The organism is Pseudescherichia sp., assembly GCF_031979925.1.
Taxonomy (GTDB): domain Bacteria; phylum Pseudomonadota; class Gammaproteobacteria; order Enterobacterales; family Enterobacteriaceae; genus Pseudescherichia.
On record NZ_DALZFB010000005.1, the window covers coordinates 266,552 to 293,504 of the forward strand.

Sequence of the window (26,953 nt, forward strand, 5' to 3'; positions counted from 1 at the left end):
CATGGCAGATTACCAGGGTAAACAGGTCGTCATCATTGGGTTAGGGTTAACCGGGCTATCCTGCGTGGACTTTTTCCTCGCGCGTGGCGTAACGCCGCGGGTGATGGATACGCGCACCGCGCCACCGGGGCTGGAGAAGCTGCCGGAGTCGGTGGAGCGCCACCTTGGTAGTCTGAATGACGACTGGCTGCTGGCGGCGGATCTGATCGTTGCCAGCCCCGGTCTCGCCCTGGCGCACCCTTCGCTGAGCGCGGCCGCCGAGGCTGGCGTAGAGATCGTCGGCGATATCGAGCTGTTTGTGCGTGAAGCTCAGGCACCGGTGATTGCGATCACCGGCTCTAACGGCAAAAGCACCGTGACTAAGCTGGTGGGCGAGATGGCGGAAGCGGCGGGCGTTGACGTCGGCGTTGGCGGCAATATCGGTCTGCCGGCGCTGATGTTGCTCGACAGCAACCGCGAGCTGTACGTGCTGGAGCTCTCCAGCTTCCAGTTAGAGACGACCTCCAGCCTGCGCGCCGTGGCGGCGACAATCCTCAACGTCACTGAAGACCATATGGATCGCTATCCGTTTGGCCTACAGCAGTACCGTGCCGCCAAGCTACGCATTTTTGAGAATGCCAAAGTCTGCGTGGTCAACGCCGACGATGCCCTGACCATGCCGGTACGCGGCGCGGACGAGCGCTGCATCAGCTTTGGCGTTGACGTGGGCGACTATCACCTCAACCGCCAGCAGGGCGAAACCTGGCTGCGGGTGAAGGGTGAGAAAGTGCTAAACGTTAAAGAGATGAAGCTCAGCGGCCAGCACAACTACACCAACGCCCTGGCGGCGCTGGCGCTGGCGGATGCCGCAGGCCTGCCGCGCGCCACCAGCCTGAAGGCATTAACCACCTTTACCGGTCTCGCGCACCGTTTCCAGCTGGCGCTGGAGCACAACGGCGTGCGCTGGATCAACGACTCCAAGGCCACCAACGTCGGCAGCACCGAAGCGGCGCTTAACGGCCTGCACGTAGACGGTACCCTGCACCTGCTGCTGGGCGGCGACGGCAAGTCGGCAGACTTCTCACCGCTGAGCCGCTACCTGAACGGTAATAATGTGCGTCTCTACTGCTTTGGCCGTGACGGCGCAGAGCTGGCGGCGTTGCGCCCTGAGATTGCCGAACAGACCGAGACAATGGAGCAGGCGATGCGTCTTATCGCGCCGCAGCTCACGCCTGGCGATATGGTGCTGCTGTCACCCGCCTGTGCCAGCCTCGATCAGTTTAAGAACTTTGAACAACGGGGCGATGAGTTCACCCGTCTGGCGAAGGAGTTAGGCTAATGCGCTTATCACTCCCTCGTCTGAGGCTGCCACGCATGCCGCGTCTACCGGGATTCGGTATCCTGGAGTGGCTGTTTGCGGCGCTCAAGGGCTGGGTCATGGGCTCGCGTGAGAAAGATACCGATAGCCTGGTCATGTACGACCGGATGCTGCTGTGGCTGACCTTTGGCCTCGCGGCGGTAGGCTTTATTATGGTGACCTCCGCCTCGATGCCGGTAGGGCAGCGCCTGACCAACGATCCCTTCTTCTTTGCCAAACGCGATGCGCTCTACATCTTCCTCGCGTTTTGTATGGCGATGATCACCCTGCGCCTGCCGATGGAGTTCTGGCAGCGCTGGAGCTCGGCGATGCTGATCGCCTCTATTGTCATGCTGCTGCTGGTACTGCTGGTAGGCAGCTCGATTAACGGGGCGTCGCGCTGGATCGACCTTGGCGTAATGCGCTTCCAGCCTGCCGAGTTCACCAAGCTGTCGCTCTTCTGCTACCTCGCCAACTACCTGGTGCGTAAGGTGGATGAGGTGCGTAATAACCTGCGCGGCTTCTTAAAGCCGATGGGCGTGATTCTGGTGCTGGCGGTGCTGCTGCTGGCGCAGCCTGACCTCGGAACCGTGGTGGTGCTGTTTGTCACTACCCTCGCCATGCTGTTCCTCGCCGGGGCCAAGCTATGGCAGTTTATTGCCATTATCGGGATGGGCATCTCTGCCGTAGTGCTGCTGATCCTCGCCGAACCCTACCGTATCCGCCGCGTCACCTCGTTCTGGAACCCATGGGAAGATCCCTTTGGCAGCGGCTACCAGCTGACCCAGTCGCTGATGGCCTTTGGCCGGGGCGAGTTCTGGGGACAGGGCCTGGGCAATTCGGTACAAAAACTGGAGTACCTGCCGGAGGCACATACCGACTTCATTTTCTCCATTATCGGCGAAGAACTGGGTTATATCGGTGTGGTACTGGCGCTTTTGATGGTATTCTTCGTCGCTTTCCGTGCGATGTCTATTGGACGGAAAGCGCTGGATATTGACCATCGCTTCTCGGGTTTCCTGGCCTGTTCGATCGGTATTTGGTTTAGTTTTCAGGCACTCGTCAACGTTGGCGCGGCCGCCGGGATGCTGCCAACCAAGGGTCTGACGCTGCCGCTGATCAGCTACGGTGGCTCCAGCCTGTTAATTATGTCGACGGCGATCATGATGCTGTTGCGTATAGATTATGAAACGCGTCTGGAAAAAGCCCAGGCGTTTACACGAGGTGTTCGATGAGTGGGCAACCGAAGCGGTTAATGGTGATGGCAGGCGGCACGGGTGGGCACGTTTTCCCCGGCCTGGCGGTTGCGCACCATTTAATGGCCCAGGGCTGGCAGGTTCGCTGGCTGGGTACCGCCGATCGTATGGAAGCGGATTTGGTGCCAAAACACGGTATCGAGATCGACTTTATTCGCATCTCCGGCCTGCGCGGGAAGGGGCTGAAGGCCATGCTGCTTGCGCCGCTGCGTATCTTTAACGCCTGGCGTCAGGCGCGGACGATCATGCAGCGCTTCAAACCGGATGTGGTGCTGGGGATGGGCGGCTATGTCTCCGGGCCGGGCGGCCTCGCCGCCTGGTCGCTGGGCATTCCAGTCGTGCTGCACGAGCAGAACGGCATTGCCGGGCTGACCAATAAATGGCTGGCGAAGATCGCCACCAAGGTGATGCAGGCCTTCCCCGGCGCGTTTCCGCAGGCTGACGTGGTGGGTAACCCGGTACGTACCGACGTGCTGGCGCTACCGCTACCGGCGGATCGCCTCTCTGGCCGTGAAGGACCGGTACGCGTACTGGTCGTGGGCGGCTCGCAGGGCGCACGGGTGCTGAACCAGACGCTGCCGCAGGTAGCCGCAAAGCTTGGCGATGCGGTGACCATCTGGCACCAGAGCGGGAAAGGGGCGCAGCAGACGGTTGAGCAGGCTTATGCCGACGCCGGTCAGCCGCAGCACCGCGTGACCGAGTTTATTGATGATATGGCTGCGGCCTACGCCTGGGCCGACGTGGTGGTTTGTCGCTCCGGGGCGCTGACGGTAAGCGAGATTGCTGCCGCTGGGCTGCCCGCGCTGTTTGTGCCGTTCCAACATAAGGATCGGCAGCAGTACTGGAATGCGCTGCCGCTTGAGCAGGTGCACGCGGCGAAGATCCTTGAGCAGCCGCAGTTTACCGTTGATTCCGTCGTCGAGACGCTGGCGAGCTGGGATCGCGTTACGTTACTGGGGATGGCCGAGCGCGCGCGCGCCGCAGCCATTCCTGATGCTACCGACCGGGTAGCAAAAGCCGTAAGCCTTGCTGCACAGGCTTAACCATCGCGACGCCTTTTGCGTCGCACGAATTTTAGAAGTTTATGGCGTTTAGAGAATGAATACACAACAACTGGCGAAACTGCGTTCTATCGTGCCCGAGATGCGTCGCGTCCGGCACATTCACTTCGTTGGCATTGGCGGGGCTGGCATGGGCGGCATCGCAGAGGTGCTGGCGAACGAAGGCTATCAGATCAGCGGTTCCGACCTTGCGCCAAACCCGGTTACGCAGCAGCTGGCCGCCCTTGGCGCGACCATCTACTTCAACCATCGCCCGGAGAACGTGCGTGACGCCAGCGTCGTAGTGGTCTCCAGCGCCATCTCTGCCGATAACCCGGAGATCGTTGCCGCACACGAGGCGCGTATTCCGGTGATCCGCCGCGCAGAGATGCTGGCGGAGCTGATGCGTTTTCGCCACGGCATCGCCATTGCCGGGACGCATGGCAAAACCACGACCACCGCGATGGTCTCCAGTATCTATGCCGAGGCCGGACTGGATCCGACCTTTGTTAACGGCGGGCTGGTGAAAGCCGCAGGTGTGCACGCACGTCTGGGCCACAGCCGCTACCTGATTGCCGAAGCGGATGAGAGCGACGCCTCGTTCCTGCATCTGCAGCCGATGGTGGCGATCGTCACCAATATCGAAGCCGACCATATGGATACCTACCAGGGCGACTTTGAGAACCTGAAGCAGACCTTTATTAACTTCCTGCACAACCTGCCGTTCTATGGCCGGGCGGTCATGTGTGTGGACGACCCGGTATGCCGCGAGCTGCTGCCGCGTGTGGGCCGCCAGATCACCACCTACGGCTTTAGCGACGACGCGGACGTGCGGGTAGAGAGCTACCAGCAGACCGGGCCGCAGGGACACTTTGTGCTGGTGCGCCAGGACAAACCTAATTTACAGGTGACGCTGAACGCGCCGGGCCGTCATAACGCTCTGAACGCGGCGGCGGCGGTTGCAGTGGCTACGGAAGAGGGGATTGACGACGAAGCAATTCTGCGCGCGCTGGAGAGCTTCCAGGGTACCGGACGCCGCTTCGACTTCCTCGGCGCGTTCCCGCTGGAGCAGGTAAACGGCAAAGCGGGCAGCGCCATGCTGGTTGACGACTACGGTCATCACCCGACCGAGGTAGATGCCACCATCAAGGCCGCGCGTGCGGGCTGGCCGGATAAAAATCTGGTGATGATTTTCCAGCCGCACCGTTTCACCCGTACCCGTGACCTGTACGATGATTTTGCCAACGTGCTGACCCAGGTGGATGCCCTGCTAATGCTGGACGTTTACGCCGCAGGCGAGACGCCGATCCCAGGCGCGGACAGCCGCTCCCTGTGCCGCACCATCCGTGGCCGGGGAAAAATCGACCCGATTCTGGTTCCGGATCCGGCCCAGATCGCAGCGATGCTGGCCCCGGTATTAACCGGTAACGATCTCATTCTGGTTCAGGGTGCAGGTAACATCGGTAAAATCGCCCGCAGCCTGGCCGAGAACAAACTGAAGCCGCAGCAGCCGCAGGAGGAAGAGCGTCATGGCTAATAAAGTTGCAGTCCTGCTGGGCGGTACCTCCGCAGAGCGTGAGGTGTCACTGAACTCCGGCGCAGCGGTGCTGGCTGGCCTGCGTGAGGGTGGGGTAGATGCCCATCCGGTCGATCCGCGTGACACCGACGTCACCCAGCTTAAGAGCATGGGCTTTGACAAGGTCTTTATTGCCCTGCACGGTCGCGGCGGTGAAGACGGTACGCTACAGGGTCTGCTTGAGCTGACCGGTCTGCCCTATACCGGCAGCGGCGTGATGGCGTCCGCCATCTCTATGGATAAGCTGCGCAGCAAGCTGCTGTGGCAGGGCGCGGGCTTGCCTGTCGCGCCGTGGGCGGCAGTCACGCGTAAAGCATTTGAGCAGGGCCTGGACGAGAGCGTGCTTCAGCACATCGCCAGCCTGGGTCTGCCGCTGATCGTTAAGCCCAGCCGGGAAGGCTCCAGCGTCGGCATGTCAAAAGTTGACGAAGCTGACGCGCTGCATGCGGCGTTAGCTTTAGCGTTTCAGCATGATGAAGAAGTCTTAGTTGAGAAGTGGCTGAGCGGGCCAGAATTTACCGTTGCAGTATTAGGGGAAGAAATTTTACCCTCAATTCGCATCCAACCCGCAGGAACCTTCTATGATTATGAGGCAAAGTATCTCTCTGATGAGACTCAGTATTTCTGCCCCAGCGGATTAGAAGCGGAGCGCGAGGCGCTGTTACGCGATCTGGTACTAAAGGCCTGGAACGTATTAGGCTGCCGTGGATGGGGTCGAATCGATGCCATGCAGGATAGCGATGGTCACTTCTATCTGCTGGAAGCGAACACCTCGCCGGGAATGACCAGCCACAGTCTGGTCCCGATGGCGGCTCGCCAGGCTGGATTAAGTTTCTCGCAATTGGTTGTACGAATTCTGGAGTTGGCGGACTGATATGTCGCAGGCTGCGCTAAACACGCGAAACCGCGAAGAGGAGGAGGTTGTTGCCTCCCGGCGGAATAATGGAACGCGTCTTGCAGGAATTGTGTTTCTGCTGGCGGTGCTGTGCACCGTGTTGGTGAGCGGCTGGATGATTCTGGGCTGGATGGACGATGCGCAGCGCCTGCCGCTGTCGAAGCTTGTGGTCACCGGTGAGCGCCACTACACGCGCAACGATGATATTCGCCAGTCGATTCTGGCGCTGGGTGCCCCTGGAACCTTTATGACCCAGGATGTGAATATCATTCAGAGCCAGATTGAACGTCTGCCGTGGATCAAGCAGGCCAGCGTAAGAAAGCAATGGCCGGACGAATTGAAGATTCATCTGGTTGAATATGTCCCGATTGCGCGGTGGAATGATCAGCACATGATGGACGTTGATGGAAATTCGTTCAGCGTGCCCACCGATCGAGCCAAAGAACAGAATCTTCCGCTGCTGTTTGGCCCGGAGGGAAGCGAAAGCGAAGTATTGCAGGGCTATCGCGACATGGGGCAGGTGTTGGCAAAGGATAAATTTACGTTGAAAGAGGCGGCGATGACCGCCCGTCGCTCCTGGCAGTTGACGCTTAATAATGGAATCAAGCTCAACCTGGGCCGGGGGGATACGATGAAACGTCTGTCACGCTTTGTAGAACTCTATCCTGTTCTGCAGCAGCAGGCGCAAACCGACGGCAAAGAGATCAGTTATGTCGATCTGCGCTATGACTCGGGCGCGGCGGTCGGTTGGAAACCGGCACCCATTGTGGATCCTAATCAGCAACAGAATCAGGCACAGGCAGAGCAATAATGATCAAGGCGACGGACAGAAAACTGGTAGTAGGACTGGAGATTGGCACCGCGAAGGTCGCCGCTTTGGTAGGGGAAGTTCTGCCCGACGGTATGATCAATATCATTGGCGTGGGCAGTTGCCCGTCGCGGGGTATGGATAAAGGCGGGGTCAACGATTTAGAGTCGGTGGTGAAGTGTGTGCAGCGCGCCATCGATCAGGCCGAGCTAATGGCGGACTGCCAGATTTCGTCGGTTTACCTGGCGCTCTCCGGCAAGCATATTAGCTGTCAGAATGAGATCGGTATGGTGCCCATTTCCGAAGAGGAAGTGAGCCAGGAAGACGTTGAAAACGTGGTGCATACCGCCAAGTCGGTGCGTGTGCGCGACGAGCACCGGGTCCTGCATGTTATTCCGCAGGAGTACGCCATTGACTACCAGGAAGGGATCAAAAACCCGGTAGGTTTATCCGGTGTGCGGATGCAGGCAAAAGTGCACCTGATCACATGTCACAACGATATGGCAAAAAACATTGTCAAAGCGGTTGAACGATGTGGTCTGAAAGTTGACCAACTAATTTTTGCCGGACTGGCGTCCAGCTATTCCGTGTTGACGGAAGACGAACGTGAGCTGGGTGTCTGCGTAGTGGATATCGGTGGTGGTACAATGGACATCGCCGTGTATACCGGCGGTGCGCTGCGCCATACCAAGGTGATCCCCTACGCGGGGAACGTGGTAACCAGCGATATCGCCTATGCCTTCGGTACGCCGCCAAGCGATGCCGAAGCTATTAAGGTTCGTCACGGCTGTGCCCTGGGCGCAATTGTCGGTAAAGACGAAAGCGTAGAGGTGCCGAGCGTGGGCGGACGTCCACCGCGCAGCCTGCAGCGTCAGACGCTGGCGGAGGTGATTGAGCCGCGCTACACGGAACTGCTCAATCTGGTGAACGAAGAAATTTTACAGCTGCAGGAACAGCTCCGACAACAAGGAGTTAAGCACCATCTTGCAGCTGGGATTGTATTAACCGGCGGCGCAGCGCAAATCGAAGGGCTTGCAGCCTGTGCGCAACGCGTGTTTCATACACAGGTGCGCATAGGTGCGCCGCTGAATATCACGGGCCTGACGGACTATGCCCAGGAGCCGTACTATTCAACGGCGGTAGGTCTGCTGCACTACGGGAAGGAGTCCCATTTAAGTGGTGAAGCAGAGGTGGAAAAACGTGCGTCAGTCGGCTCGTGGATCAAACGTCTGAACAGCTGGCTGCGAAAAGAGTTTTAATATTTTCAGAGACCGCACAAAATTAGCGGTCTCAGGCGACAGGTACTTACATTGAATCCCTCTTGCAGCCTTAACGCAGTTTGAAGGATGATGTGTAAAATCGGAGAGAAAATTATGTTTGAACCTATGGAACTGACCAACGACGCGGTGATTAAAGTCATCGGCGTCGGTGGCGGCGGCGGTAACGCCGTTGAGCACATGGTGCGCGAGCGCATCGAAGGCGTTGAATTCTTTGCAGTGAATACCGACGCCCAGGCGTTGCGTAAGACCGCGGTGGGACAGACCATCCAGATCGGCGGCGGCATCACCAAAGGTCTGGGAGCGGGTGCTAACCCAGAAGTCGGCCGCAATGCAGCCGAAGAGGACCGTGAGGCGCTGCGCGCTGCGCTCGACGGCGCAGACATGGTGTTCATCGCCGCCGGTATGGGCGGTGGCACAGGTACAGGTGCTGCGCCGGTGGTTGCCGAAGTGGCCAAAGATTTAGGTATTCTGACCGTTGCCGTCGTGACCAAGCCTTTCAACTTCGAAGGCAAGAAGCGTATGGCCTTTGCGGAGCAGGGGATCACCGAGCTGTCTAAGCACGTTGACTCCCTGATCACCATCCCGAACGACAAGCTGCTGAAGGTGCTGGGTCGTGGCATCTCTCTGCTTGACGCCTTTGGCGCGGCCAACGACGTGCTGAAAGGCGCGGTCCAGGGCATCGCCGAGCTGATCACCCGTCCGGGCCTGATGAACGTCGACTTCGCCGACGTGCGCACCGTGATGTCCGAAATGGGCTACGCGATGATGGGCTCCGGCGTAGCGAAAGGGGAAGATCGTGCGGAAGAAGCTGCCGAGATGGCTATCTCCAGCCCGCTGCTGGAAGATATCGACCTCTCTGGCGCGCGCGGCGTTCTTGTCAACATTACGGCGGGCTTCGACCTGCGTCTGGACGAGTTTGAAACCGTGGGTAACACCATCCGTGCCTTTGCGTCGGATAACGCGACCGTGGTTATCGGTACCTCTCTGGATCCAGAGATGAACGACGAGCTGCGCGTAACCGTGGTAGCCACCGGTATTGGCATGGACAAACGTCCTGAAATTACCCTGGTAACCAACAAACAGCAGCAGCAGCCGGTAATGGATCGCTACCAGCAGCACGGTATGGCACCGCTGAGCCAGGAGCAGAAACCGGCCGCGAAAGTGGTCAATGACCCGACGCCGCAGACCGCAAAAGAGCCAGATTATCTCGATATTCCGGCATTTTTACGTAAGCAGGCTGATTAAGAATTAGCTGGAAGTTGGGCATTGTCGCTCTTTGTGCTAAACTGGCCCGCCGGTTGTATAGTACAATTCGGTTGGATTAGTAACTAGGCGAGATTATACGATGATCAAACAAAGGACACTTAAACGTATCGTTCAGGCGACTGGCGTCGGTTTGCATACCGGCAAGAAAGTCACCCTGACGTTGCGACCTGCGTCGGCCAACACCGGGGTCATCTATCGTCGCACTGACTTGAATCCACCGGTAGATTTTCCGGCCGATGCCAAATCCGTGCGTGATACCATGCTCTGCACCTGCCTGGTGAACGAGCATGACGTGCGGATCTCTACCGTAGAGCACCTCAACGCCGCGCTGGCGGGTCTGGGTATCGACAACATCATGATTGAAGTTGACGCCCCTGAGATCCCAATTATGGACGGTAGTGCAGCTCCGTTCGTGTACCTGCTGCTTGATGCCGGTATCGAAGAGCTGAACTGTGCGAAGAAATTCCTTCGCATTAAAGAGACCGTTCGCGTTGAAGACGGCGACAAATGGGCTGAATTCAAGCCGTACAATGGTTTTACGCTCGATTTCACCATCGACTTTAACCATCCGGCGATCGATGCCAGTAGCCAGCGCTACGCGATGAACTTCTCTGCCGACGCATTTATGCGCCAGATTAGCCGCGCGCGTACCTTCGGCTTTATGCGTGATATCGAGTACCTGCAGTCTCGTGGTCTGTGCCTGGGCGGCAGCTTCGATTGTGCCATCGTGGTTGATGACTATCGCGTACTGAACGAAGATGGCCTGCGTTTTGAAGACGAGTTTGTGCGTCACAAAATGCTGGATGCGATCGGTGACCTGTTCATGTGCGGTCACAATATTATCGGGGCATTTACCGCTTATAAATCCGGTCATGCACTGAATAATAAACTTCTGCAGGCGGTCCTGGCTAAACAGGAAGCCTGGGAATACGTGACGTTCCAGGACGACGCTGAGCTGCCTCTGGCATTCAAAGCACCGTCAACGGTACTGGCATAATCCTCCAGACCGTTTAGTAAAAATTCGACTGGTTAACCTGGCACTCTCTCCGGTCAGGGGCGCCAGTCGTTTTTGTTTCCAGGTTTTACCGGTTCTCTTCTCGCCCCTGATGCACAAATCCAGAGATAATTTACTGCCCAAAGCGGTGCGTTCGCTGTTTTCTTAAGCATTTTCACCCTGCTATGCCCCTCATTGTTACTGCCGTGTAGCGCCTTTAATGGTAATATTTGGTCGCAAAATAACGGATGTTGATGTGAATCGGGTAGGTTTAACCCATTAATGGTGGAGCAAGTGAGCGGATTACTGACGCGCTGGCGACAATTTGGCAGACGCTACTTCTGGCCGCATCTCTTTTTAGGGATGGTCGCGGCGAGTCTTGGCTTGCCCGCGCCTGGTACGCAGAACCACTCCGCCCAGCCTGAAAAGGCGACCGCCAGCAACCATAACCGCACCAGCCCGGTTAACTTCACCAGCCTCGCGCTGCTCGAAGCCAGCCGCCGTCCGACCTTTACCGTCGACTACTGGCACCAGCATGCTATCCGCACCGTTATTCGCCACCTATCCTTTGCGATGGCACCGCAAGCGCTGTCGGTTGCCGAAGAGCCGCTGCCCGTCCAGGCGCACCATCTGGCGCTGCTGGATACGCTTAATGCCCTGCTGACCCAGGAGGGCAAGCCGCCGGTTATTGTTCGCCATAGCATCCTTGTCACTCCAGAACCGCACGCTGCGTTTACCGTCGCCGACTGGCTCGCGCAGGTGCAGGGGATCCGCGCTGGACCTCAACGCCTCAGCTAAATTAACCGTTTCAACACTTTAATTTATCTGCCCATTTTGGGGCGTTTGAGAATTTATTATGCTTATTAAACTGTTAACAAAAGTATTTGGTAGCCGTAACGATCGTACCCTGCGCCGGATGCGCAAAGCTGTCACCGTCATCAACGGTATGGAACCGGCCATGGAGAAGCTCAGCGATGATGAGCTGAAAGCCAAAACCGCCGAGTTTCGCGCCCGTCTGGAAAAAGGCGAGACCGTAGAGAGCCTGATCCCGGAGGCGTTCGCTGTGGTTCGCGAAGCGAGCAAGCGCGTGTTCGGCATGCGCCACTTTGACGTCCAGCTGCTGGGCGGGATGGTGCTTAACGATCGCTGCATCGCCGAGATGCGTACCGGTGAAGGTAAAACCCTGACCGCAACCCTGCCTGCCTACCTGAACGCCCTGAGCGGCAAAGGCGTGCACGTGGTTACCGTCAACGACTACCTCGCTCAGCGTGACGCCGAAAACAACCGTCCGCTGTTTGAGTTCCTTGGCATGAGCGTGGGTATCAACATGTCCGGCCTGCCTGCGCCGGCCAAGCGTGAAGCCTATGCCGCAGACATCACCTACGGCACCAACAACGAATACGGCTTTGACTACCTGCGTGACAACATGGCGTTCAGCCCGGAAGAGCGCGTTCAGCGTAAGCTGCACTATGCCCTGGTAGATGAGGTGGACTCCATCCTCATCGACGAAGCCCGTACGCCGCTGATCATCTCCGGTCCGGCGGAAGACAGCTCCGACATGTACAAGCGCGTCAACAAAATCATCCCTAACCTGATCCGTCAGGAGAAAGAGGACTCCGATACCTTCCAGGGCGAAGGCCACTTCTCCGTGGATGAGAAAGCGCGTCAGGTAAACCTGACCGAGCGCGGACTGGTACTGATTGAAGAGCTGCTGGTGAAAGAGGGCATCATGGACGAGGGCGAGTCGCTCTACTCCCCAGGCAATATTATGCTGATGCACCACGTTACCGCTGCGCTGCGTGCCCACGTGCTCTTCACCCGTGACGTGGACTACATCGTGAAAGACGGCGAAGTCATCATCGTTGATGAACACACCGGGCGTACCATGCAGGGCCGCCGTTGGTCCGATGGCCTGCACCAGGCCGTTGAAGCCAAAGAGGCCGTGGAGATCCAGAACGAGAACCAGACCCTGGCCTCTATCACCTTCCAGAACTACTTCCGCCTGTATGAGAAGCTGGCGGGGATGACCGGTACCGCCGATACCGAAGCGTTTGAGTTCAGCTCCATCTACAAGCTGGACACCGTGGTGGTGCCAACCAACCGTCCAATGATCCGTAAGGATCTGCCGGACCTGGTCTACATGACCGAAGCGGAAAAAATCCAGGCCATCATCGAAGATATCAAAGAGCGTACTGCTAACGGCCAGCCGGTGCTGGTAGGTACGATCTCCATTGAAAAATCCGAGGTGGTGTCTAACGAACTGACCAAAGCGGGTATCAAGCACAACGTTCTGAACGCCAAGTTCCACGCCAACGAAGCGGCAATTGTTGCCCAGGCGGGCTACCCGGCGGCGGTGACCATCGCCACCAACATGGCGGGTCGTGGTACTGATATTATGCTCGGTGGTAGCTGGCAGGCAGAGGTTGCCGCGCTGCCGGAGCCGACCGAAGAGCAGATTGCGAAGATCAAAGCGGACTGGCAGGTGCGTCATGATGCGGTCCTGGCCTCCGGCGGTCTGCACATCATTGGTACCGAGCGCCATGAATCCCGCCGTATCGACAACCAGCTGCGCGGCCGTTCTGGTCGTCAGGGTGACGCAGGCTCCTCCCGCTTCTACCTGTCGATGGAAGATGCCCTGATGCGTATCTTCGCCTCTGACCGCGTCTCCAATATGATGCGTAAGCTGGGGATGAAGCCGGGCGAAGCGATCGAGCACCCGTGGGTGACCAAGGCTATCGCCAACGCCCAGCGTAAGGTAGAGAGCCGCAACTTCGATATTCGTAAGCAGCTGCTGGAGTATGACGACGTGGCCAACGATCAGCGCCGCGCGATCTACACCCAGCGTAACGAGCTGCTGGACGTAAGCGACGTCAGCGAAACCATCACCAGCATCCGCGAAGATGTCTTCAAGGCGACTATCGACGGGCATATTCCGCCGCAGTCGCTGGAAGAGATGTGGGATATTCCAGGCCTGCAAGAGCGCCTGAAGAACGATTTCGATCTCGACCTGCCGATTGCCGAGTGGCTGGACAAAGAGCCGGATCTGCATGAAGAGACGCTGCGTGAGCGGATTATGCAGAGCGCGGTAGAAGTGTATCAGCGTAAAGAAGAAGTTGTGGGTGCCGAGATGATGCGCCACTTCGAAAAAGGCGTCATGCTGCAAACCCTCGACTCCCTGTGGAAAGAGCATCTGGCGGCGATGGACTACCTGCGTCAGGGCATCCACTTGCGTGGCTACGCGCAGAAGGATCCGAAGCAGGAGTACAAGCGCGAATCCTTCGCTATGTTCGCCGCGATGCTTGAGTCGCTTAAGTATGAAGTGATCAGCACCCTGTCGAAAGTGCAGGTGCGGATGCCGGAAGAGGTGGAAGAGATGGAGCAGCAGCGTCGTGAGGAGTCAGAGCGCCTGGCCCAGATGCAGCAGCTTAGCCACCAGTCCGACGACGCGCAGGCCGCGGCCGATCTGGCGGATCAGACCGGCGAGCGTAAAGTGGGCCGTAACGACCCATGCCCGTGCGGCTCTGGCAAAAAGTACAAACAGTGCCACGGCCGTCTGAGCTAAGCGTGACACACTAAAAACTAAGGCGCAGATTCTGCGCCTTTTTTATGGAGTCAACCTGATGAAAGTATTGAACATCGCCGCCGGGATCATTCGCAATCCGCAGGGCGAAATTTTTATTACCCAGCGCGCCGCCGATGCGCACATGGCCAATAAAAAAGAGTTTCCCGGCGGCAAGATTGAGGCTGGCGAAACGCCGGAGCAGGCGCTGGCGCGCGAACTGGACGAAGAGGTGGGCATCACCGTTACCTCAGCGCAGCTGTTTGAGAAGCTGGATTACCAGTATCCGGAGCTGCACATTACCCTGTGGTTCTACCTGGTCGAAAACTGGGAAGGGGAGCCGTGGGGCAAAGAGGGCCAGCCGGGGGAGTGGCTAACGCCGCAAGCGCTGAACGCGGACGATTTCCCACCCGCCAACCAGCCGATTGTCGCCCGGCTACGCGGCGAGTGATTTGATGGTTTTGTAGGCCCGGTAAGCGTAGCGCCACCGGGCAATTAACTTAAGGTTGTTTCTCTTCGCTCCAGCCATCGCTGTCGGAGAGATCGCCCTCGCTGGGGATACGCTTCTCTTCGGCGGCCCACTCGCCTAAATCGATAAGCTGGCAGCGCTTAGAGCAGAACGGGCGAAACGGGCTGGTCTCGTTCCAGATCACTTTCCGGCCGCAGGTTGGGCAGTTTACAACGGTTTCTTCAGACATCACTCCTCCTTAACAGCAGGCCAGGCTAAAATCGAGACGCTCCGGCACGTGGCCATTTTCGCTGTCCAGCGGCATAAAGCGGATGGCAAAGCGGCTCTTATGCCCGGAAATTTGCGGATAGAGCTGGTCGGCGAGGGTCAGCTCCAGACGCAGCAGATCGGCATCGTCACCGTTGTCCTGGTAGAAGCCGTTCAGGCTGGTCTGCTTGCGAAAGGGGGCAGAGTTGCGGATCAGGTCAAGGATCAGCGTCAGCGTCTGGGTCAGCGGCTGAAGGCTCTCCAGCCAGACGGCGACCTGCTCATCCCGCTGGGCCTGTGGGGCATAGAGCCACAGGTGCAGCGTCGGCAGATCGAAGCTGCAGCAGCCGCCGGGGATGGAGAGACGCTGACGTACCAGGCCAATCAGCCGCTCTTCACGCAGCAGCTGCCCAACGCGCGGGGCGGCCATCAGGGTGCTGCTGCTCTGCTTAAGCTGATCGCGCACTGCATCAATGCGGCTCTGATCGACCCCAGGCACTTCTACCCACGCTTTCAGCTTACGCTGCTGGCGCTCCAGCTCTTTCAGCAGCTCGGTGCGGATATCGCCGCGTTCGAACACGTCAAGCAGGTCTCCGGCGTTACGAAAAAAGTGTAAGGCGTCAGCGTGATCGCTGATAGGGAGACGGGCCGAGAGCTGCTGGAGCAGAAATTCAATGCGCAGCCAGGTGCGCATCTTTTCATTGAGCGGGTGTTCAAAAAGGACGTGGGTCTGCATTACGGTTTTTCCTGTGATACGACCTGGGAAGCGTAGCGTAGGTACGCCTCATGCAGGCGGGCAACATCCGATGCAACGGCATCTGGTGCGCCATTATTGTCAATAACGTCATCCGCGACGGCAAGGCGGGCTTCTCGCGTGGCCTGCGCGGCAAGAATATGCTCGGCGTGCTCACGCGTGACGCCATCGCGCTCTATCGTGCGGGAAATTTGTGTCTCCGGAGAGACGTCAACCACCAGTACCCGATCGGCTTTGGTATGCAGCTGGTTCTCTACCAGTAGCGGCACTACCCACAGCACGTAGGGCGATGTCGCCCCGGCAATCTGCCGCTGGGTCTCTTCGTGGATCAGGGGGTGGAGTAGTGCGTTAAGCCAGCGCTTATCGTCTGGTGAGGCGAAAATGCGTTCACGCAGCAGGCGGCGGTTAAGCGTGCCGTCCGGCTGGATAGTCTCTGGCCCAAAATGGGCCGCAATGGCGCGTAGGGCAGGAGCGCCAGGCTCAACCACCTGGCGGGCGATGACATCAGCATCAACGACGCTAACCCCATTTTTCAGGAATTCATTGGCAACTGTACTCTTCCCGCTGCCGATTCCCCCGGTTAAGGCGACCGTATACCCCATAACGCAAAATCCCAGACTGCTCTGCCAGCTCACGATCTTTTGATTTATTTGTTTCGTAAATCAAAAGGTTATAATTTGTACGGAAAACGACATGTTCAATAATCCGGACCCCGCCCATTCGGCAGGTAAATTTATAGGATTGTAGCGTAAAAAAAGAGAATTTCGCAGTCTTGCGGACTCCTATTTAGTGCGTATGATAGCGTCACTGGAGTTGTGTGTTAGCTCGTATGCGTTAGTCGCCATTAACCCCAGGAATCCGTTCATGCGTATTGAAGAAGATCTGAAATTAGGCTTTAAAGACGTTCTTATCCGCCCTAAGCGCTCTACCCTCAAAAGTCGTTCTGATGTCCAGCTGGAACGCGAATATACCTTTAAGCACTCTGGCATGACCTGGTCTGGCGTTCCTGTTATCGCAGCGAACATGGATACCGTAGGCACCTTCGCCATGGCGAAAGCGCTGGCGTCGTTCGACATCCTCACCGCCGTGCACAAGCATTACTCTGTCGAAGAGTGGAAAGCCTTTGTTGCCGCAGAGTCCGCAGACGTGTTGAAACACGTAATGGTTTCAACCGGGACCTCCGACGCCGACTTTGAAAAGACTAAACAGATCCTCGACGCCAGCCCGGCGCTGAGCTTTATCTGTATTGACGTTGCTAATGGTTACTCCGAGCACTTTGTGCAGTTCGTGGCCAAAGCTCGCGCGGCCTGGCCGACTAAAACTATCTGCGCCGGTAACGTAGTGACAGGCGAAATGTGCGAAGAGCTGATCCTCGCTGGGGCGGATATCGTTAAGGTCGGCATCGGCCCGGGCTCCGTCTGCACCACCCGCGTTAAAACTGGCGTCGGCTATCCGCAGCTCTCTGCGGTGATCGAGTGTGCCGATGCGGCCCACGGTCTCGGCGGCCAGATCGTCAGCGACGGTGGCTGCACCGTACCGGGCGACGTGGCAAAAGCCTTCGGCGGTGGCGCAGACTTCGTGATGCTGGGCGGTATGCTGGCCGGTCATGAAGAGAGCGGCGGCACCGTAGTCGATGAGAACGGTGAAAAATTCATGCTCTTCTACGGCATGAGTTCTGAGTCAGCGATGAACCGTCACGTTGGCGGCGTTGCGGGCTACCGCGCTGCGGAAGGTAAAACCGTTAAGCTGGCCCTGCGCGGCCCGGTTGAGAACACCGCGCGTGATATCCTTGGCGGTCTGCGTTCAGCCTGCACTTATGTGGGCGCGTCCCGCCTGAAGGAGCTGACCAAGCGCACCACCTTTATTCGCGTCGCCGAGCAGGAAAACCGCGTTTTCAATAGTCTCTGATGCCTCAGCTGGCGCGGTTCGCTGCGCCAGCTTCTCTTCTGCTGTTATCCCATTCCGCTCATTGCATCTCCCAGATGAAAAATCGGCAGATACATCGCCACGATCAGCGTTCCGATAATTATCCCGGTTACCACCAGCATCAGCGGCTCCAGCAGCGTGGCCAGGCTATCCGCCTGCTGCTGCGTCAGTTCGCTATGGTGGCGGGCAAGGTTGTCGAGCATGGTATCGAGCGCTCCGGAGGCCTCGCCGGTTTGCACCAGCTGGATACACAGCGCGCTAAACTGCCCGCTGTTTTTCAGCGCCGCCCAGACGGGCATTCCCTGGGCGATCTCCTGATGTATATGATGGATCGCTTCGCGCCAGTGCGGGCAGGTTAAGGTTGCCTCGACGCTCTCCAGCCCCTGTAAGAAAGCAATCCCTGCCCGCTGGGTGAGGGCCAGCACGGTAAATATCTGGCTGAGCTTCTGCCCGCGCACCAGCCCACCGACCACCGGGATACTTAGCAGCCGCCGCTGCCGGTAGCGGAGCCACGGCGGGTAGTTGCGCAGCGCGAATCCGCCTGCGGCAAGCAGGAGAGCGGCCGCAAGCGCCCACGGACCGACGTGAGTCACTATCCCCGCAAGGGCCATCACCCCGCGCGTGAGGGCGGGTAGCGGCGTGTTAAAGGTCTGGTAGATGGCGGCGAACTGGGGTAGCACCAGCAGGATCATCGCCAGCGTGACCGCCACGGCCAGGGTGAGAACAATCAGCGGGTAGCGCAGCGCCTTTTTTACCTTACCCGCCAGCTGCAGCTCAGCTTTTTGCTGGGCGGCAAGCTGGAAACAGCACTCATCTAATGCGCCGGTCAGCTCCCCGGTGTGGATCATGGCGATATAGATCGGCGGGAACACTGCGGGCCAGCGGCGCATGGCCGCTGAGAGCGCGGTGCCCTGAGCCAAATCTTCCGCCAGGCTTTGCAGCAGCGCCTGCCACTGCCGTACCGGATGCTGACGGGAGAGCATCAGCAGCGCATCTGGCAGGGTCAGGCCCGCTTTGAGCAGCGTCGCCAGCTGGCGCACCACCTCGCAGCGGTGCGTCCCGCGCCAGGCTGCCGTTCGGACCGCGCTGCGCCTGAGCGTCAGGATAAAGATCTGCTCGGTTTGCAGCGCTTCGGCGACGGCCAGCCGGTCAGTAGCCCAGCGTGCGCCATGGCAGCGCTGGCCTGCGTCATCAAGTCCGCGCCAGAGCCAGAGCCGTTTAGCCTGCATTGGGCATTCCCAGCACTCGCAGCAGCTCCTCCAGGGTGGTTAACCCCCGCTCAACGGCGAGACAGCCGCGTTCAAACAGGGTGGTCATCCCCGTCTGCCGAGCCTGCCGCTCAATGCTCTCCGCAGGCTCACCGCTGGCGATGGCCTGACGCAGGGCAGGGTTGATGCTGAGTACCTCAAAGAGCGCGACTCTGCCGCAGAAGCCGTGATAGCACGCTTCGCAGCCGCCTGCCTGCCAGTGGGGCAGCGCGCGGGGCCACAACCCTTGCGGCAGGGCAAGATCCTCCGGCAGTCGGCGGCGACAGTGCGGGCAGAGCTTACGCACCAGCCGTTGCGCGACGACCAGCGAGAGGGCAGAGGCGATCATCCAGCGTGCGACGCCCATCTGCGCGATCCTGACCAGCGCCTCGCTGGTAGAGTTAGTGTGCAGGGTAGAGAGTACCAGGTGCCCAGTCTGGGAGGCCTTGATGGCAATCTCGGCCGTTTCACCATCGCGGATTTCGCCGACCATAATGATGTCCGGATCCTGGCGCAGCAGCGCCCGCAGCACGCTGTGAAAGTCCAGGCCGGCCCGGGGATTTATCTGTGTCTGGTTTAGCCCATCCAGCGGGATCTCAATAGGATCCTCCACGCTACAAATATTCACTTCGGGAAGGTTACGTGCCGCCAGCGCGCTGTAGAGCGTCACGGTCTTGCCGCTGCCCGTTGGCCCGGTAACCAGCAGCAGTCCCTGCGGCCTGGCGAGCGCCGCCTGAAACTGGGCCAGCTGCCGCGCGCCCATGCCCAGCGCACAGAGATCCAGCGGCTGGTTCACCTGGTGCAGCAGGCGCAGGACGATCTTCTCCCCATGGCGGCAGGGCAACGTGGCGATACGAAACGAGATTGCCCTGCCGGAGAGCGTAACCGTGAACTGTCCGTCCTGGGGCAAGCGCCGCTCGGCGATGTCCAGGCTGCCCAGCACCTTCAGCCGCGCCGTCAGCGTCTTTGCGCTCTCCCGGGTTAGCGGGGGGAGGGCGTGCAGTACGCCATCAATACGCAGCCGGATGCGGTAGTGGTTCTCCCCCGGCTCAACGTGGATGTCGGAAGCCCGCTGTGCCAGCGCCTGCTGGAGCGTCTGGTTAAGCAGCTCCACCACGGAGGAGCTCCCCTCGCTGATGGCAGGCAGATGGCTTTGCGCGGCGAACGATGCGGGTATGTCCATATTCCCCCCTTATTGATAATCGAAGCGGAAAACGTCTTCGCAGGCCTGCTGGAATGCCGCGTCGTTTTGCACGTCGCAGGTACGCTGCCAGCCGCTCATCCCACTGCTGTTGTCCCACTGCGGCACCAGCGTCACGCTCAGCCCGCTCAAGCTCTCCTGCCCGGTTAGCGTGACCGTGCCGTTCTCCACGCTCATCGCTGAGACATAGCGCGTGCTAGTCGGGGAAGGGATACCATTGCTACCGCCGTCGCAGCTCTCCGTACCACCGCGATCGAGGGCGCACAGTTCAATGGCGGTACGGTAGGGGATAAAGGTTTGCAGCATATCGGTGAGGGCTGCTTTGCGCAGGTAGTTCTGATAGGCGGGAATGCCGATGGCGCTGAGGATGGCAATAATGCCAATAACCACCATCAGCTCAATTAAGGTAAAGCCCCGCTGTTTTTCCAATGACTGTTTCATTACTTCCTCCCTGGTTAATGCCGGGGAGTGTGTCAGTCCAGGGAGCGCGTGACGAGAGAGCAAAACGGCGTTCGGGAAGGCCGCTTCCCGATTTTTTTACGCCGTTGCAGAGGTGAGCAAAGATTTTGCGAGCAGGAGCGAAACATGTTGCCCCGGTTAGCGTAGCGCCACCGGGGACTCACCGGGACTAACGAAAACGCATCGAGAGATCGAGCGCGCGCACGTGCTTGGTCAGCGCGCCCACCGAGATATAGTCCACCCCGGTTTCAGCAAACTCGCGAATCGTCTCAAAGGTGACGTTGCCGGAGACCTCCAGCCGCGCCTGACCGTTGGTGATCCGTACCGCCTCGCGCATCTGCTCGGTGGTGAAGTTATCCAGCATGATGATATCGGCTCCGGCCTTCAGCGCCTCTTCCAGCTCTGTGAGCGTCTCGACTTCCACCTCGACCGGCACGTCAGGGTGCAGCCAGAAGGCTTTCTCTACCGCCTGGCGCACCGAGCCGGAGGCGATAATGTGGTTCTCTTTGATCAGAAACGCATCGGAGAGGCCGAGGCGATGGTTCGCGCCGCCGCCGCACAGCACCGCATACTTCAGGGCGGTACGCAGGCCGGGCAGGGTTTTACGCGTGTCCAGCAGCTGGGTTTTGGTGCCCGCGAGCAGATCCACGTAGCGGCGAACTTCGCTCGCTACGCCGGAGAGGGTCTGCACAAAGTTCAGCGCCGTGCGCTCACCGGTGAGCAGTACGCGTGAGGCTCCGTCCAGCTCAAACAGCGGCTGATTGGCGGTGACGCTCTCCCCATCGGCAACGTGCCACTGGATCTGCACATCGTCACCTGCGAGCTGAATAAAGACCTCTTCTACCCAGCGTTTGCCGCAGAAGACGCCATCCTCACGGGTGATCACCACCGCATGAGAGCGCGTATCCTCCGCCAGCAGCTGAGCGGTAATATCGTTGTTCGCGTCCACCTCGCCGCCCAGGTCTTCGCGCAGGGCCTGCGCCACGGCGGCGGGGATATCCAGATTTATACGTTCCAGCAGCGCATCACGACGGCTATCGGGGTTGTAACGGCGAGGCGGCATGATAAAACTCCAAAAAGGGTAACGAATCAGAAGATTGAAACATGCTACTCTGAAGCGAGTATTAGAGCCATACTTGAGGAGATCCCGTATGCAGTTAAACGAGGGCTGGCTGGCCGGTGCGCGGCAGGTCCGCTCCCCGCACTATGACTGTCGCCCGGATGATGAGTGCCCCTCTCTGCTGGTGGTACATAACATTAGCCTGCCCCCCGGTGAGTTTGGCGGGCCGTGGATCGATGCCCTGTTTACGGGCACGCTGGATGCTAACGCGCACCCTTTCTTTGCCGAGATTGCCCATCTGCGCGTCTCTGCGCACTGCCTGATCCGCCGCGACGGCGAAATCGTCCAGTATGTACCTTTTGATAAGCGCGCCTGGCACGCGGGCGTCTCCAGCTACTGCGGGCGTGAGCGCTGCAACGATTTCTCCATCGGTATCGAGCTGGAGGGGACGGATACGCTACCCTATACCGAAACGCAGTATCAACAGCTGGCGGCGATTACCCAGGCGCTGGTTGCGCTTTATCCCGCCATTGCTGACAATATGACCGGACACAGCAACATTGCCCCCGAGCGTAAAACCGATCCTGGCCCGGCCTTTGACTGGGAAAAATTTCGCGCTCTGGTTGCCCTCTCGTCAGATAAGGAGATGACATGACGCTATTCACGATGCTGCTGGTACTGATCGCCGAACGGCTATTTAAGCTGGGTGAGCACTGGCATCTGGATCACCGCCTTGAGGTACTCTTCCGCCGCATTAAGCACTTCTCGATGCTGCGCACGCTGCTGATGACCGCCCTGGCGATGCTGGTGACCTTTCTGCTGCTGCGCGCGCTCTACGGACTCTTTTTCAACGTGCCGCTGCTGGTGGTGTGGATTATGCTCGGCCTGCTCTGTATCGGCGCGGGCAAGGTGCGTCTGCACTACCACGCCTATCTGAAGGCGGCCTCGCGTAATGACAGCCACGCGCGGGACACCATGGCCAGCGAGCTGACGCTGGTCCACGGCGTGCCGCCCGAGTGTGACGAGCGTGAATACCTGCGCGAGCTGCAAAACGCCCTGCTGTGGATTAACTTCCGCTTCTATCTGGCCCCGCTGTTCTGGTTTGTTGTTGGCGGCGCATGGGGACCGGTGCTGCTGGTGGGCTACGCCTTCCTGCGCGCCTGGCAGTCGTGGCTGGCACGCTACCTGACGCCGCACGCGCGATTACAGTCCGGCATCGATGCGATTCTGCACCTGTTGGACTGGATCCCGGTGCGGCTGGTGGGGGTGGTCTACGCGCTCATCGGCCACGGTGAGAAGGCGCTGCCCGCCTGGTTTGCCTCGCTTACCGACTGGCGTACCTCGCAGTATCAGGTCCTGACCCGGCTGGCCCAGTTCTCGCTGGCGCGAGAGCCACATCTCGATAAGGTTGAAACGCCTAAAGCCGCCGTGTCGATGGCGAAGAAAACCTCCTTCGCGGTGGTGGTGGTAGTGGCGCTGCTGACCATTTACGGAACGTTGGTCTAGCTTTTAACGCCCGGCGGCGCAGGCTTGCCGGGCCTACAGGATCGTAGGCCGGGTAAGCGCAGCGCCACCCGGCAGTGTTAGCTAGAGCGTATCCGCAGGCGGAACGCCAAAAACTGGCATGCCGTCGTTGTCCCACTTGATCAGCTTCAGACGGGTATGACGATTCGGATCGTAGAGCGGATCGCCCTCAATCTCGGTGTAGTTACGCGCATGGTAAACCAGCACGTCTTCACCATCCGATGTACGAGTAAAACTGTTGTGACCCGGACCAAACTGCCGGTTGTCATAGCTGGTGGTAAACACCGGCTGCGGTGATTTATGCCAATTTTCCGGCTGGAGCGGATCGGCATGTATATCAATCCACAGCAGCCCCAGGCAGTAGTTCTCATCGGTGGCGCTGGCGGAGTAGGTGATAAACAGCCGGTCACCGTGGGTAATCACTGCCGGCCCCTCGTTGACCAGAAACCCCCGGCACTCCCACTCAAACTCCGGCTTGCTGAGCATCACCGGGTCGCCTTTCAGCGTCCACGGGTTCTCCAGCTCCGCCAGGTAGATGTTTGAGTTGCCGGGAATATCGGGCGCTTTCTGCGCCCATAGATACCACTGCTTGCCCTGATGCCGGAAGGTTGTAGCATCCAGCGCAAAGGTATCAAACGGCGTCTGCACCTGTCCCTTCTCCGTCCAGCGCCCGGTTAGGGGATCGGCATCGGCACACTCCAGCACAAACATGCGGTGCTGGAACATATTCAGCGCGTCGAGATCGTGCGTATGGGTCGCGGCAAAGTAGATGTACCACTTGCCGTCAATCTGATGCAGCTCGGGTGCCCAGATCAGCTGGCTCATCGGGCCGGTTTGCGGTTTGCGCCACACTACTACCGGCTCGGCATCGCGTAGCTCATCAAGGGTAGCGGCACGGCGGATCTCCAGCCGATCGTACTCCGGCACGGAGGCGATAAAGTAGTACCCATCGCCGTGACGTAGAATGAAGGGATCGGCGCGTTGTTCAATAAAGGGGTTTGGCCACTGGCGCATTATGCTTTCCTCACGTTGTCGCCTGTTGGAAGCTCGCTGCTTTCACTCAGCTCGCGGTAGTTGATGCGGCGTTTCTCCAGGTCGGCCTGGATCTGCTGCATAAACGTGCGGTCAACTTTCAGCATACGAACGACCCCAGCGGTAATCAGATAGCCCACGCCTGGAATAACGGTAAACAGCAGCATGATGCCGTTGATCGCCGTGGCGCTCTGTTGCTTCGCGCCTGCATCGTAGCCGTACCAGGAGAGCAGAAAGCCCACCATCGCCCCGGCTACCGCCAGGCCGACTTTCAAAAAGAAGAGGTTACCAGAGAAGCTGATCCCGGTAATACGTTTGCCGGTCTTCCACTCGCCGTAGTCGTCTACGTCCGCCATTAATGACCAGTGCAGCGGGGAGGGGATCTGGTGCAGCACGTTGAGCAGGAAGTAGAGCACCACTATCATCACCGTTGCGTGAGGATCGAAGAAGTAGAACGCAACGGAGAAGATCGCCAGCGCAATGTTAGTCCAGAAAAAGACTTTCAGCTTGCACCAGCGATCGGTCAGCGTTTTGGCAAGCATGCTGCCAATCATCATGCCGACCACGCCAAGGCTGATAAACAGCGTCGCAAAGTGGGTGCTCTGCCCCATGACCCAGGTGACGTAGTACATGGTGGCAGCCATACGGATAAAACCAGGGCAGACGTTGCAGAGGGTAAGCAGCAGAATCCGTACCCACTGGTCGTTTTTCCAGACGTCCCGCAGGTCTTTCTTCAGGTCGTCATTAGTCTGTACCGCCGGACGAACGCGCTCGCGCACGGTAGCAAAACAGTAAAGGAACATGCACATGCCGATAAAGGCCAGCACCATCATTGCCATCTGATAGCCTTTGGCCTTGTCTTCGCCGCCAAACCACTCCGCCATCGGCAGCAGCGTTAACGACAGCAGCAGCGTAGCGATGCCTACCATCACAAAGCGGTAGGACTGGCAGGCGACGCGCTCTTTAGGATCGTTAGTAATAACGCTGCCCAGGGAGCAGTAAGGGATGTTAATCGCGGTATAGGTAATCGACAGCAGGAAGTAGGTGACGAAGGCATAGATAACCTTGCTATGGTAGCTCCAGTCCGGCGTGGTAAACATCAGCACGCTGAAGACGGCGTAGGGCAGGGCGATCCACAGCAGCCAGGGGCGAAAACGGCCATATTTGCTTTTAGTACGGTCGGCCAGCGCCCCCATAATCGGGTCCGTTACCGCATCAATGACGCGGATAGAGAGCAGAAGCACCCCTACCAGCGCCGGTGCCAGACCAAATATGTCGGTATAAAAGTAGTTAACGAACAGCATGATAGCGCCGAAGATGATATTGCATCCGGCGTCGCCCATGCCGTAGCCGATCTTCTCTTTCACTGACAGCTTATTATTGTCCATCGCGAAATCTCCCGTTGATATAGAAAGAGATTATTCGCTCGCTACGGAGTTTTTGCGTTACAGGATAGGGGCGCAGAGATGGACAAAACGGCTACGAAAGTGAATTTGTGAAGCGTCTTACAATTTCATATCTGCCCTGCCTCCCTGGATCCAGGAGGCAGGGCAGAGCGCAAGGTTAATGGGCCTTAATCGGCTTTCCTGCCTTTTGCTGCTTAATAAAGTAACCCACAGCGAGGATCGCCACCCAGACCGGGATCAGCCAGACGGAGATCGCCATGCCAGGGGTAATCGCCATAATCACCAGTACTGCTGCCATAAACAGCAGGCAGATCCAGTTCCCCAATGGGTAGAAAAGGGCCGGGAAGCGCGTTTTCACGCCCTGCTTATCCTTCGCCCGGCGGAACTTCATATGCGCCAGGCTGATCATCGCCCAGTTGATCACCAGCGCAGAGACCACCAGTGCCATCAGCAGGCCAAAGGCTTCGCCCGGGGCCAGGTAGTTGATCAGCACGCACAGGGCGGTGAAGAAAGCGGAGGTAAGAATGGTTGCCACCGGGACGCCGCGCTTATCGACTTTGGTCAGCGCTTTCGGGGCGTTACCCTGCTTCGCCAGGCCGAACAGCATCCGACTGTTGCAGTAGACGCAGCTGTTATAGACCGACAGCGCAGCAGTCAGCACCACCACGTTAAGGGCGTTAGCAACAAAGGTATCTCCCAGCTCGTGGAAGATCAGCACGAACGGGCTGGTGTCGGCGGTTACGCGCGTCCACGGCAGCAGCGAGAGCAGCACCGCCAGTGAGCCGATGTAGAAGATCAGGATTCGGTAGATAACCTGGTTAGTGGCTTTAGGAATGCTCACTTCCGGGTTATCCGCCTCGGCGGCGGTGATCCCCACCAGTTCAAGCCCCCCGAAGGAGAACATGATGATAGCCATCATCATCACCAGGCCTGTAAAGCCGTGGGGCAGGAAGCCGCCCTGTTCCCAGAGGTTGCGCACGGTGGCCTGTGGGCCTGCGCTATCGCTAAACAGCAGCCAGCCGCCGAAGAGGATCATCGCAACCACGGCAATAACTTTAATAATGGCGAACCAGAACTCCATCTCCCCAAACACTTTAACGTTGGTGAGGTTGATGGCATTGATGATCACAAAGAAGGCCGCCGCTGATACCCAGGTAGGGATCTCCGGCCACCAGAACTGGATATATTTCCCGACGGCGGTCAGCTCAGCCATTGCGACCAGCACGTAGAGCACCCAGTAGTTCCAGCCGGAGGCGAAGCCGGCAAACCCGCCCCAGTATTTGTAGGCGAAGTGGCTAAACGATCCGGCGACCGGCTCCTCAACCACCATTTCGCCCAGCTGGCGCATAATTAAGAACGCAATAAAACCGGCAATGGCATAGCCGAGAATAATCCCCGGCCCTGCGGACTGAATGACTGACGCGCTGCCCAGAAACAGGCCAGTCCCGATAGCACCACCCAGCGCAATCAGCTGAATGTGGCGGTTTTTAAGGCCGCGCTTCAGCGTTTCACCGTGCTGTTGACCTTCCATCATGAAACCTCATATGTGGTTATTTTGTGTACGCTGTTGTGTGCGTGTACGGATAAAATTCCATTTTTGTATTTATAGGTTTACGTAG

25 protein-coding genes are annotated in these 26,953 nt (G+C 58.6%); 15 read left to right on the top strand and 10 right to left on the bottom strand.

Features of this window, described 5'->3' with window-relative positions; translation table 11 throughout:
• The first annotated feature begins 1 nt into the window (after position 1).
• The 12 genes from murD (at position 2) to mutT (ending at position 14,461) form a co-directional block, all read left to right on the top strand.
• Positions 2–1,318 (top strand): UDP-N-acetylmuramoyl-L-alanine--D-glutamate ligase, encoded by a 1,317-nt coding sequence (gene murD / locus RTM13_RS11505; protein ID WP_312212152.1) that lies wholly within the window; start codon positions 2–4, stop codon positions 1,316–1,318.
• Positions 1,318–2,571, top strand: coding sequence for a cell division protein FtsW (gene ftsW / locus RTM13_RS11510; protein WP_312212153.1), 1,254 nt, complete (start codon positions 1,318–1,320; stop codon positions 2,569–2,571). The genes murD and ftsW overlap by 1 nt, the downstream gene beginning before the upstream one ends.
• Complete coding sequence (gene murG, locus RTM13_RS11515) at positions 2,568–3,635, top strand: undecaprenyldiphospho-muramoylpentapeptide beta-N-acetylglucosaminyltransferase (RefSeq protein WP_312212154.1); 1,068 nt, start codon at positions 2,568–2,570, stop codon at positions 3,633–3,635. Before ftsW ends, murG begins: the two co-directional genes overlap by 4 nt.
• 55 nt (positions 3,636–3,690) lie before the next feature.
• Positions 3,691–5,169 (top strand): UDP-N-acetylmuramate--L-alanine ligase, encoded by a 1,479-nt coding sequence (gene murC, locus RTM13_RS11520; RefSeq protein WP_312212155.1) that lies wholly within the window; start codon positions 3,691–3,693, stop codon positions 5,167–5,169.
• Positions 5,162–6,082 (top strand): D-alanine--D-alanine ligase, encoded by a 921-nt coding sequence (locus RTM13_RS11525; RefSeq protein WP_312212156.1) that lies wholly within the window; start codon positions 5,162–5,164, stop codon positions 6,080–6,082. The genes murC and RTM13_RS11525 overlap by 8 nt, the downstream gene beginning before the upstream one ends.
• 1 nt (position 6,083) lies before the next feature.
• Positions 6,084–6,914 (top strand): cell division protein FtsQ, encoded by an 831-nt coding sequence (gene ftsQ, locus RTM13_RS11530; protein ID WP_154057921.1) that lies wholly within the window; start codon positions 6,084–6,086, stop codon positions 6,912–6,914.
• Complete coding sequence (gene ftsA, locus RTM13_RS11535) at positions 6,914–8,170, top strand: cell division protein FtsA (RefSeq protein ID WP_312212157.1); 1,257 nt, start codon at positions 6,914–6,916, stop codon at positions 8,168–8,170. Before ftsQ ends, ftsA begins: the two co-directional genes overlap by 1 nt.
• Before the next feature lie 114 nt (positions 8,171–8,284).
• Complete coding sequence (gene ftsZ, locus RTM13_RS11540; protein ID WP_042390697.1) at positions 8,285–9,436, top strand: cell division protein FtsZ; 1,152 nt, start codon at positions 8,285–8,287, stop codon at positions 9,434–9,436.
• Positions 9,437–9,536: 100 nt separating this feature from the next.
• Positions 9,537–10,454, top strand: a complete 918-nt coding sequence (gene lpxC / locus RTM13_RS11545; protein ID WP_042390462.1) for a UDP-3-O-acyl-N-acetylglucosamine deacetylase — start codon at positions 9,537–9,539, stop codon at positions 10,452–10,454.
• A gap of 291 nt (positions 10,455–10,745) precedes the next feature.
• Entirely contained in the window at positions 10,746–11,249 is a 504-nt protein-coding gene (gene secM, locus RTM13_RS11550) for a secA translation cis-regulator SecM (RefSeq protein ID WP_312212158.1), read from the top strand.
• A gap of 58 nt (positions 11,250–11,307) precedes the next feature.
• A complete protein-coding gene (gene secA, locus RTM13_RS11555; protein ID WP_312212159.1) occupies positions 11,308–14,013 on the top strand; it encodes a preprotein translocase subunit SecA in 2,706 nt (901 codons plus the stop codon).
• 58 nt (positions 14,014–14,071) lie between these two features.
• On the top strand, positions 14,072–14,461 hold the full coding sequence (gene mutT / locus RTM13_RS11560) for an 8-oxo-dGTP diphosphatase MutT (protein WP_312212160.1): 390 nt from the start codon (positions 14,072–14,074) through the stop codon (positions 14,459–14,461).
• A gap of 49 nt (positions 14,462–14,510) precedes the next feature.
• Here mutT and yacG read toward each other — a convergent pair whose 3' ends face one another.
• The 3 genes from yacG to coaE are packed head-to-tail and all read right to left on the bottom strand — an operon-like array spanning position 14,511 to position 16,081.
• Positions 14,511–14,708 carry a DNA gyrase inhibitor YacG gene (gene yacG, locus RTM13_RS11565; protein ID WP_238083103.1) on the bottom strand — a complete coding sequence of 66 codons (198 nt, stop codon included), beginning with the start codon at positions 14,706–14,708 and terminating at the stop codon, positions 14,511–14,513.
• A gap of 9 nt (positions 14,709–14,717) precedes the next feature.
• Positions 14,718–15,461, bottom strand: a complete 744-nt coding sequence (zapD, locus tag RTM13_RS11570) for a cell division protein ZapD (protein ID WP_312212161.1) — start codon at positions 15,459–15,461, stop codon at positions 14,718–14,720.
• Entirely contained in the window at positions 15,461–16,081 is a 621-nt protein-coding gene (gene coaE / locus RTM13_RS11575) for a dephospho-CoA kinase (RefSeq protein WP_312212162.1), read from the bottom strand. Before coaE ends, zapD begins: the two co-directional genes overlap by 1 nt.
• A 262-nt stretch (positions 16,082–16,343) precedes the next feature.
• Here coaE and RTM13_RS11580 point away from each other — a divergent pair, with 262 nt between their 5' ends.
• Positions 16,344–17,387 carry a GMP reductase gene (locus RTM13_RS11580; protein WP_312212163.1) on the top strand — a complete coding sequence of 348 codons (1,044 nt, stop codon included), beginning with the start codon at positions 16,344–16,346 and terminating at the stop codon, positions 17,385–17,387.
• A 44-nt stretch (positions 17,388–17,431) separates the two neighbouring features.
• On the opposite strand, the gene hofC is transcribed toward RTM13_RS11580, so the two are convergent.
• The 4 genes from hofC to nadC all read right to left on the bottom strand — a co-directional run bounded on the left by hofC (position 17,432) and on the right by nadC (position 21,375).
• Entirely contained in the window at positions 17,432–18,634 is a 1,203-nt protein-coding gene (hofC, locus tag RTM13_RS11585) for a protein transport protein HofC (RefSeq protein ID WP_312212164.1), read from the bottom strand.
• A complete protein-coding gene (gene gspE, locus RTM13_RS11590; protein ID WP_312212165.1) occupies positions 18,624–19,835 on the bottom strand; it encodes a type II secretion system protein GspE in 1,212 nt (403 codons plus the stop codon). The genes hofC and gspE overlap by 11 nt, the downstream gene beginning before the upstream one ends.
• Positions 19,836–19,844: 9 nt before the next feature.
• The gene (ppdD, locus tag RTM13_RS11595) at positions 19,845–20,282 is read right to left on the bottom strand and encodes a prepilin peptidase-dependent pilin (protein ID WP_312212221.1); all 438 of its coding nucleotides are present in this window, start codon (positions 20,280–20,282) and stop codon (positions 19,845–19,847) included.
• Between the two features lie 199 nt (positions 20,283–20,481).
• Complete coding sequence (gene nadC, locus RTM13_RS11600) at positions 20,482–21,375, bottom strand: carboxylating nicotinate-nucleotide diphosphorylase (protein WP_312212166.1); 894 nt, start codon at positions 21,373–21,375, stop codon at positions 20,482–20,484.
• Between the two features lie 88 nt (positions 21,376–21,463).
• Here nadC and ampD point away from each other — a divergent pair, with 88 nt between their 5' ends.
• A complete protein-coding gene (ampD, locus tag RTM13_RS11605) occupies positions 21,464–22,027 on the top strand; it encodes a 1,6-anhydro-N-acetylmuramyl-L-alanine amidase AmpD (protein ID WP_312212167.1) in 564 nt (187 codons plus the stop codon).
• The gene (gene ampE / locus RTM13_RS11610; RefSeq protein WP_312212168.1) at positions 22,024–22,878 is read left to right on the top strand and encodes a beta-lactamase regulator AmpE; all 855 of its coding nucleotides are present in this window, start codon (positions 22,024–22,026) and stop codon (positions 22,876–22,878) included. Before ampD ends, ampE begins: the two co-directional genes overlap by 4 nt.
• Before the next feature lie 81 nt (positions 22,879–22,959).
• On the opposite strand, the gene RTM13_RS11615 is transcribed toward ampE, so the two are convergent.
• The 3 genes from RTM13_RS11615 to aroP all read right to left on the bottom strand — a co-directional run bounded on the left by RTM13_RS11615 (position 22,960) and on the right by aroP (position 26,868).
• Positions 22,960–23,910 carry a family 43 glycosylhydrolase gene (locus RTM13_RS11615; protein ID WP_312212169.1) on the bottom strand — a complete coding sequence of 317 codons (951 nt, stop codon included), beginning with the start codon at positions 23,908–23,910 and terminating at the stop codon, positions 22,960–22,962.
• Positions 23,910–25,316, bottom strand: coding sequence for an MFS transporter (locus RTM13_RS11620; RefSeq protein ID WP_312212170.1), 1,407 nt, complete (start codon positions 25,314–25,316; stop codon positions 23,910–23,912). The genes RTM13_RS11615 and RTM13_RS11620 overlap by 1 nt, the downstream gene beginning before the upstream one ends.
• A 175-nt stretch (positions 25,317–25,491) precedes the next feature.
• Complete coding sequence (gene aroP, locus RTM13_RS11625; protein ID WP_312212171.1) at positions 25,492–26,868, bottom strand: aromatic amino acid transporter AroP; 1,377 nt, start codon at positions 26,866–26,868, stop codon at positions 25,492–25,494.
• Between the last annotated feature and the right edge of the window lie 85 nt (positions 26,869–26,953).

Bases quoted from the DNA above. Each gene is read 5' to 3' on its own strand.
- ftsW (WP_312212153.1), top strand. From the start codon at position 1,318: ATGCGCTTATCACTCCCTCGTCTGAGGCTGCCACGCATGCCGCGTCTA.
- aroP (WP_312212171.1), bottom strand. From the start codon at position 26,868: ATGATGGAAGGTCAACAGCACGGTGAAACGCTGAAGCGCGGCCTTAAA.
- murG (WP_312212154.1), top strand. From the start codon at position 2,568: ATGAGTGGGCAACCGAAGCGGTTAATGGTGATGGCAGGCGGCACGGGT.
- mutT (WP_312212160.1), top strand. From the start codon at position 14,072: ATGAAAGTATTGAACATCGCCGCCGGGATCATTCGCAATCCGCAGGGC.
- murD (WP_312212152.1), top strand. From the start codon at position 2: ATGGCAGATTACCAGGGTAAACAGGTCGTCATCATTGGGTTAGGGTTA.
- secA (WP_312212159.1), top strand. From the start codon at position 11,308: ATGCTTATTAAACTGTTAACAAAAGTATTTGGTAGCCGTAACGATCGT.
- ampE (WP_312212168.1), top strand. From the start codon at position 22,024: ATGACGCTATTCACGATGCTGCTGGTACTGATCGCCGAACGGCTATTT.
- lpxC (WP_042390462.1), top strand. From the start codon at position 9,537: ATGATCAAACAAAGGACACTTAAACGTATCGTTCAGGCGACTGGCGTC.
- gspE (WP_312212165.1), bottom strand. From the start codon at position 19,835: ATGGACATACCCGCATCGTTCGCCGCGCAAAGCCATCTGCCTGCCATC.
- zapD (WP_312212161.1), bottom strand. From the start codon at position 15,461: ATGCAGACCCACGTCCTTTTTGAACACCCGCTCAATGAAAAGATGCGC.
- RTM13_RS11620 (WP_312212170.1), bottom strand. From the start codon at position 25,316: ATGGACAATAATAAGCTGTCAGTGAAAGAGAAGATCGGCTACGGCATG.
- yacG (WP_238083103.1), bottom strand. From the start codon at position 14,708: ATGTCTGAAGAAACCGTTGTAAACTGCCCAACCTGCGGCCGGAAAGTG.
- ampD (WP_312212167.1), top strand. From the start codon at position 21,464: ATGCAGTTAAACGAGGGCTGGCTGGCCGGTGCGCGGCAGGTCCGCTCC.
- RTM13_RS11580 (WP_312212163.1), top strand. From the start codon at position 16,344: ATGCGTATTGAAGAAGATCTGAAATTAGGCTTTAAAGACGTTCTTATC.
- RTM13_RS11615 (WP_312212169.1), bottom strand. From the start codon at position 23,910: ATGCGCCAGTGGCCAAACCCCTTTATTGAACAACGCGCCGATCCCTTC.
- ftsQ (WP_154057921.1), top strand. From the start codon at position 6,084: ATGTCGCAGGCTGCGCTAAACACGCGAAACCGCGAAGAGGAGGAGGTT.
- ftsZ (WP_042390697.1), top strand. From the start codon at position 8,285: ATGTTTGAACCTATGGAACTGACCAACGACGCGGTGATTAAAGTCATC.
- murC (WP_312212155.1), top strand. From the start codon at position 3,691: ATGAATACACAACAACTGGCGAAACTGCGTTCTATCGTGCCCGAGATG.
- hofC (WP_312212164.1), bottom strand. From the start codon at position 18,634: ATGCAGGCTAAACGGCTCTGGCTCTGGCGCGGACTTGATGACGCAGGC.
- ftsA (WP_312212157.1), top strand. From the start codon at position 6,914: ATGATCAAGGCGACGGACAGAAAACTGGTAGTAGGACTGGAGATTGGC.
- coaE (WP_312212162.1), bottom strand. From the start codon at position 16,081: ATGGGGTATACGGTCGCCTTAACCGGGGGAATCGGCAGCGGGAAGAGT.
- nadC (WP_312212166.1), bottom strand. From the start codon at position 21,375: ATGCCGCCTCGCCGTTACAACCCCGATAGCCGTCGTGATGCGCTGCTG.
- RTM13_RS11525 (WP_312212156.1), top strand. From the start codon at position 5,162: ATGGCTAATAAAGTTGCAGTCCTGCTGGGCGGTACCTCCGCAGAGCGT.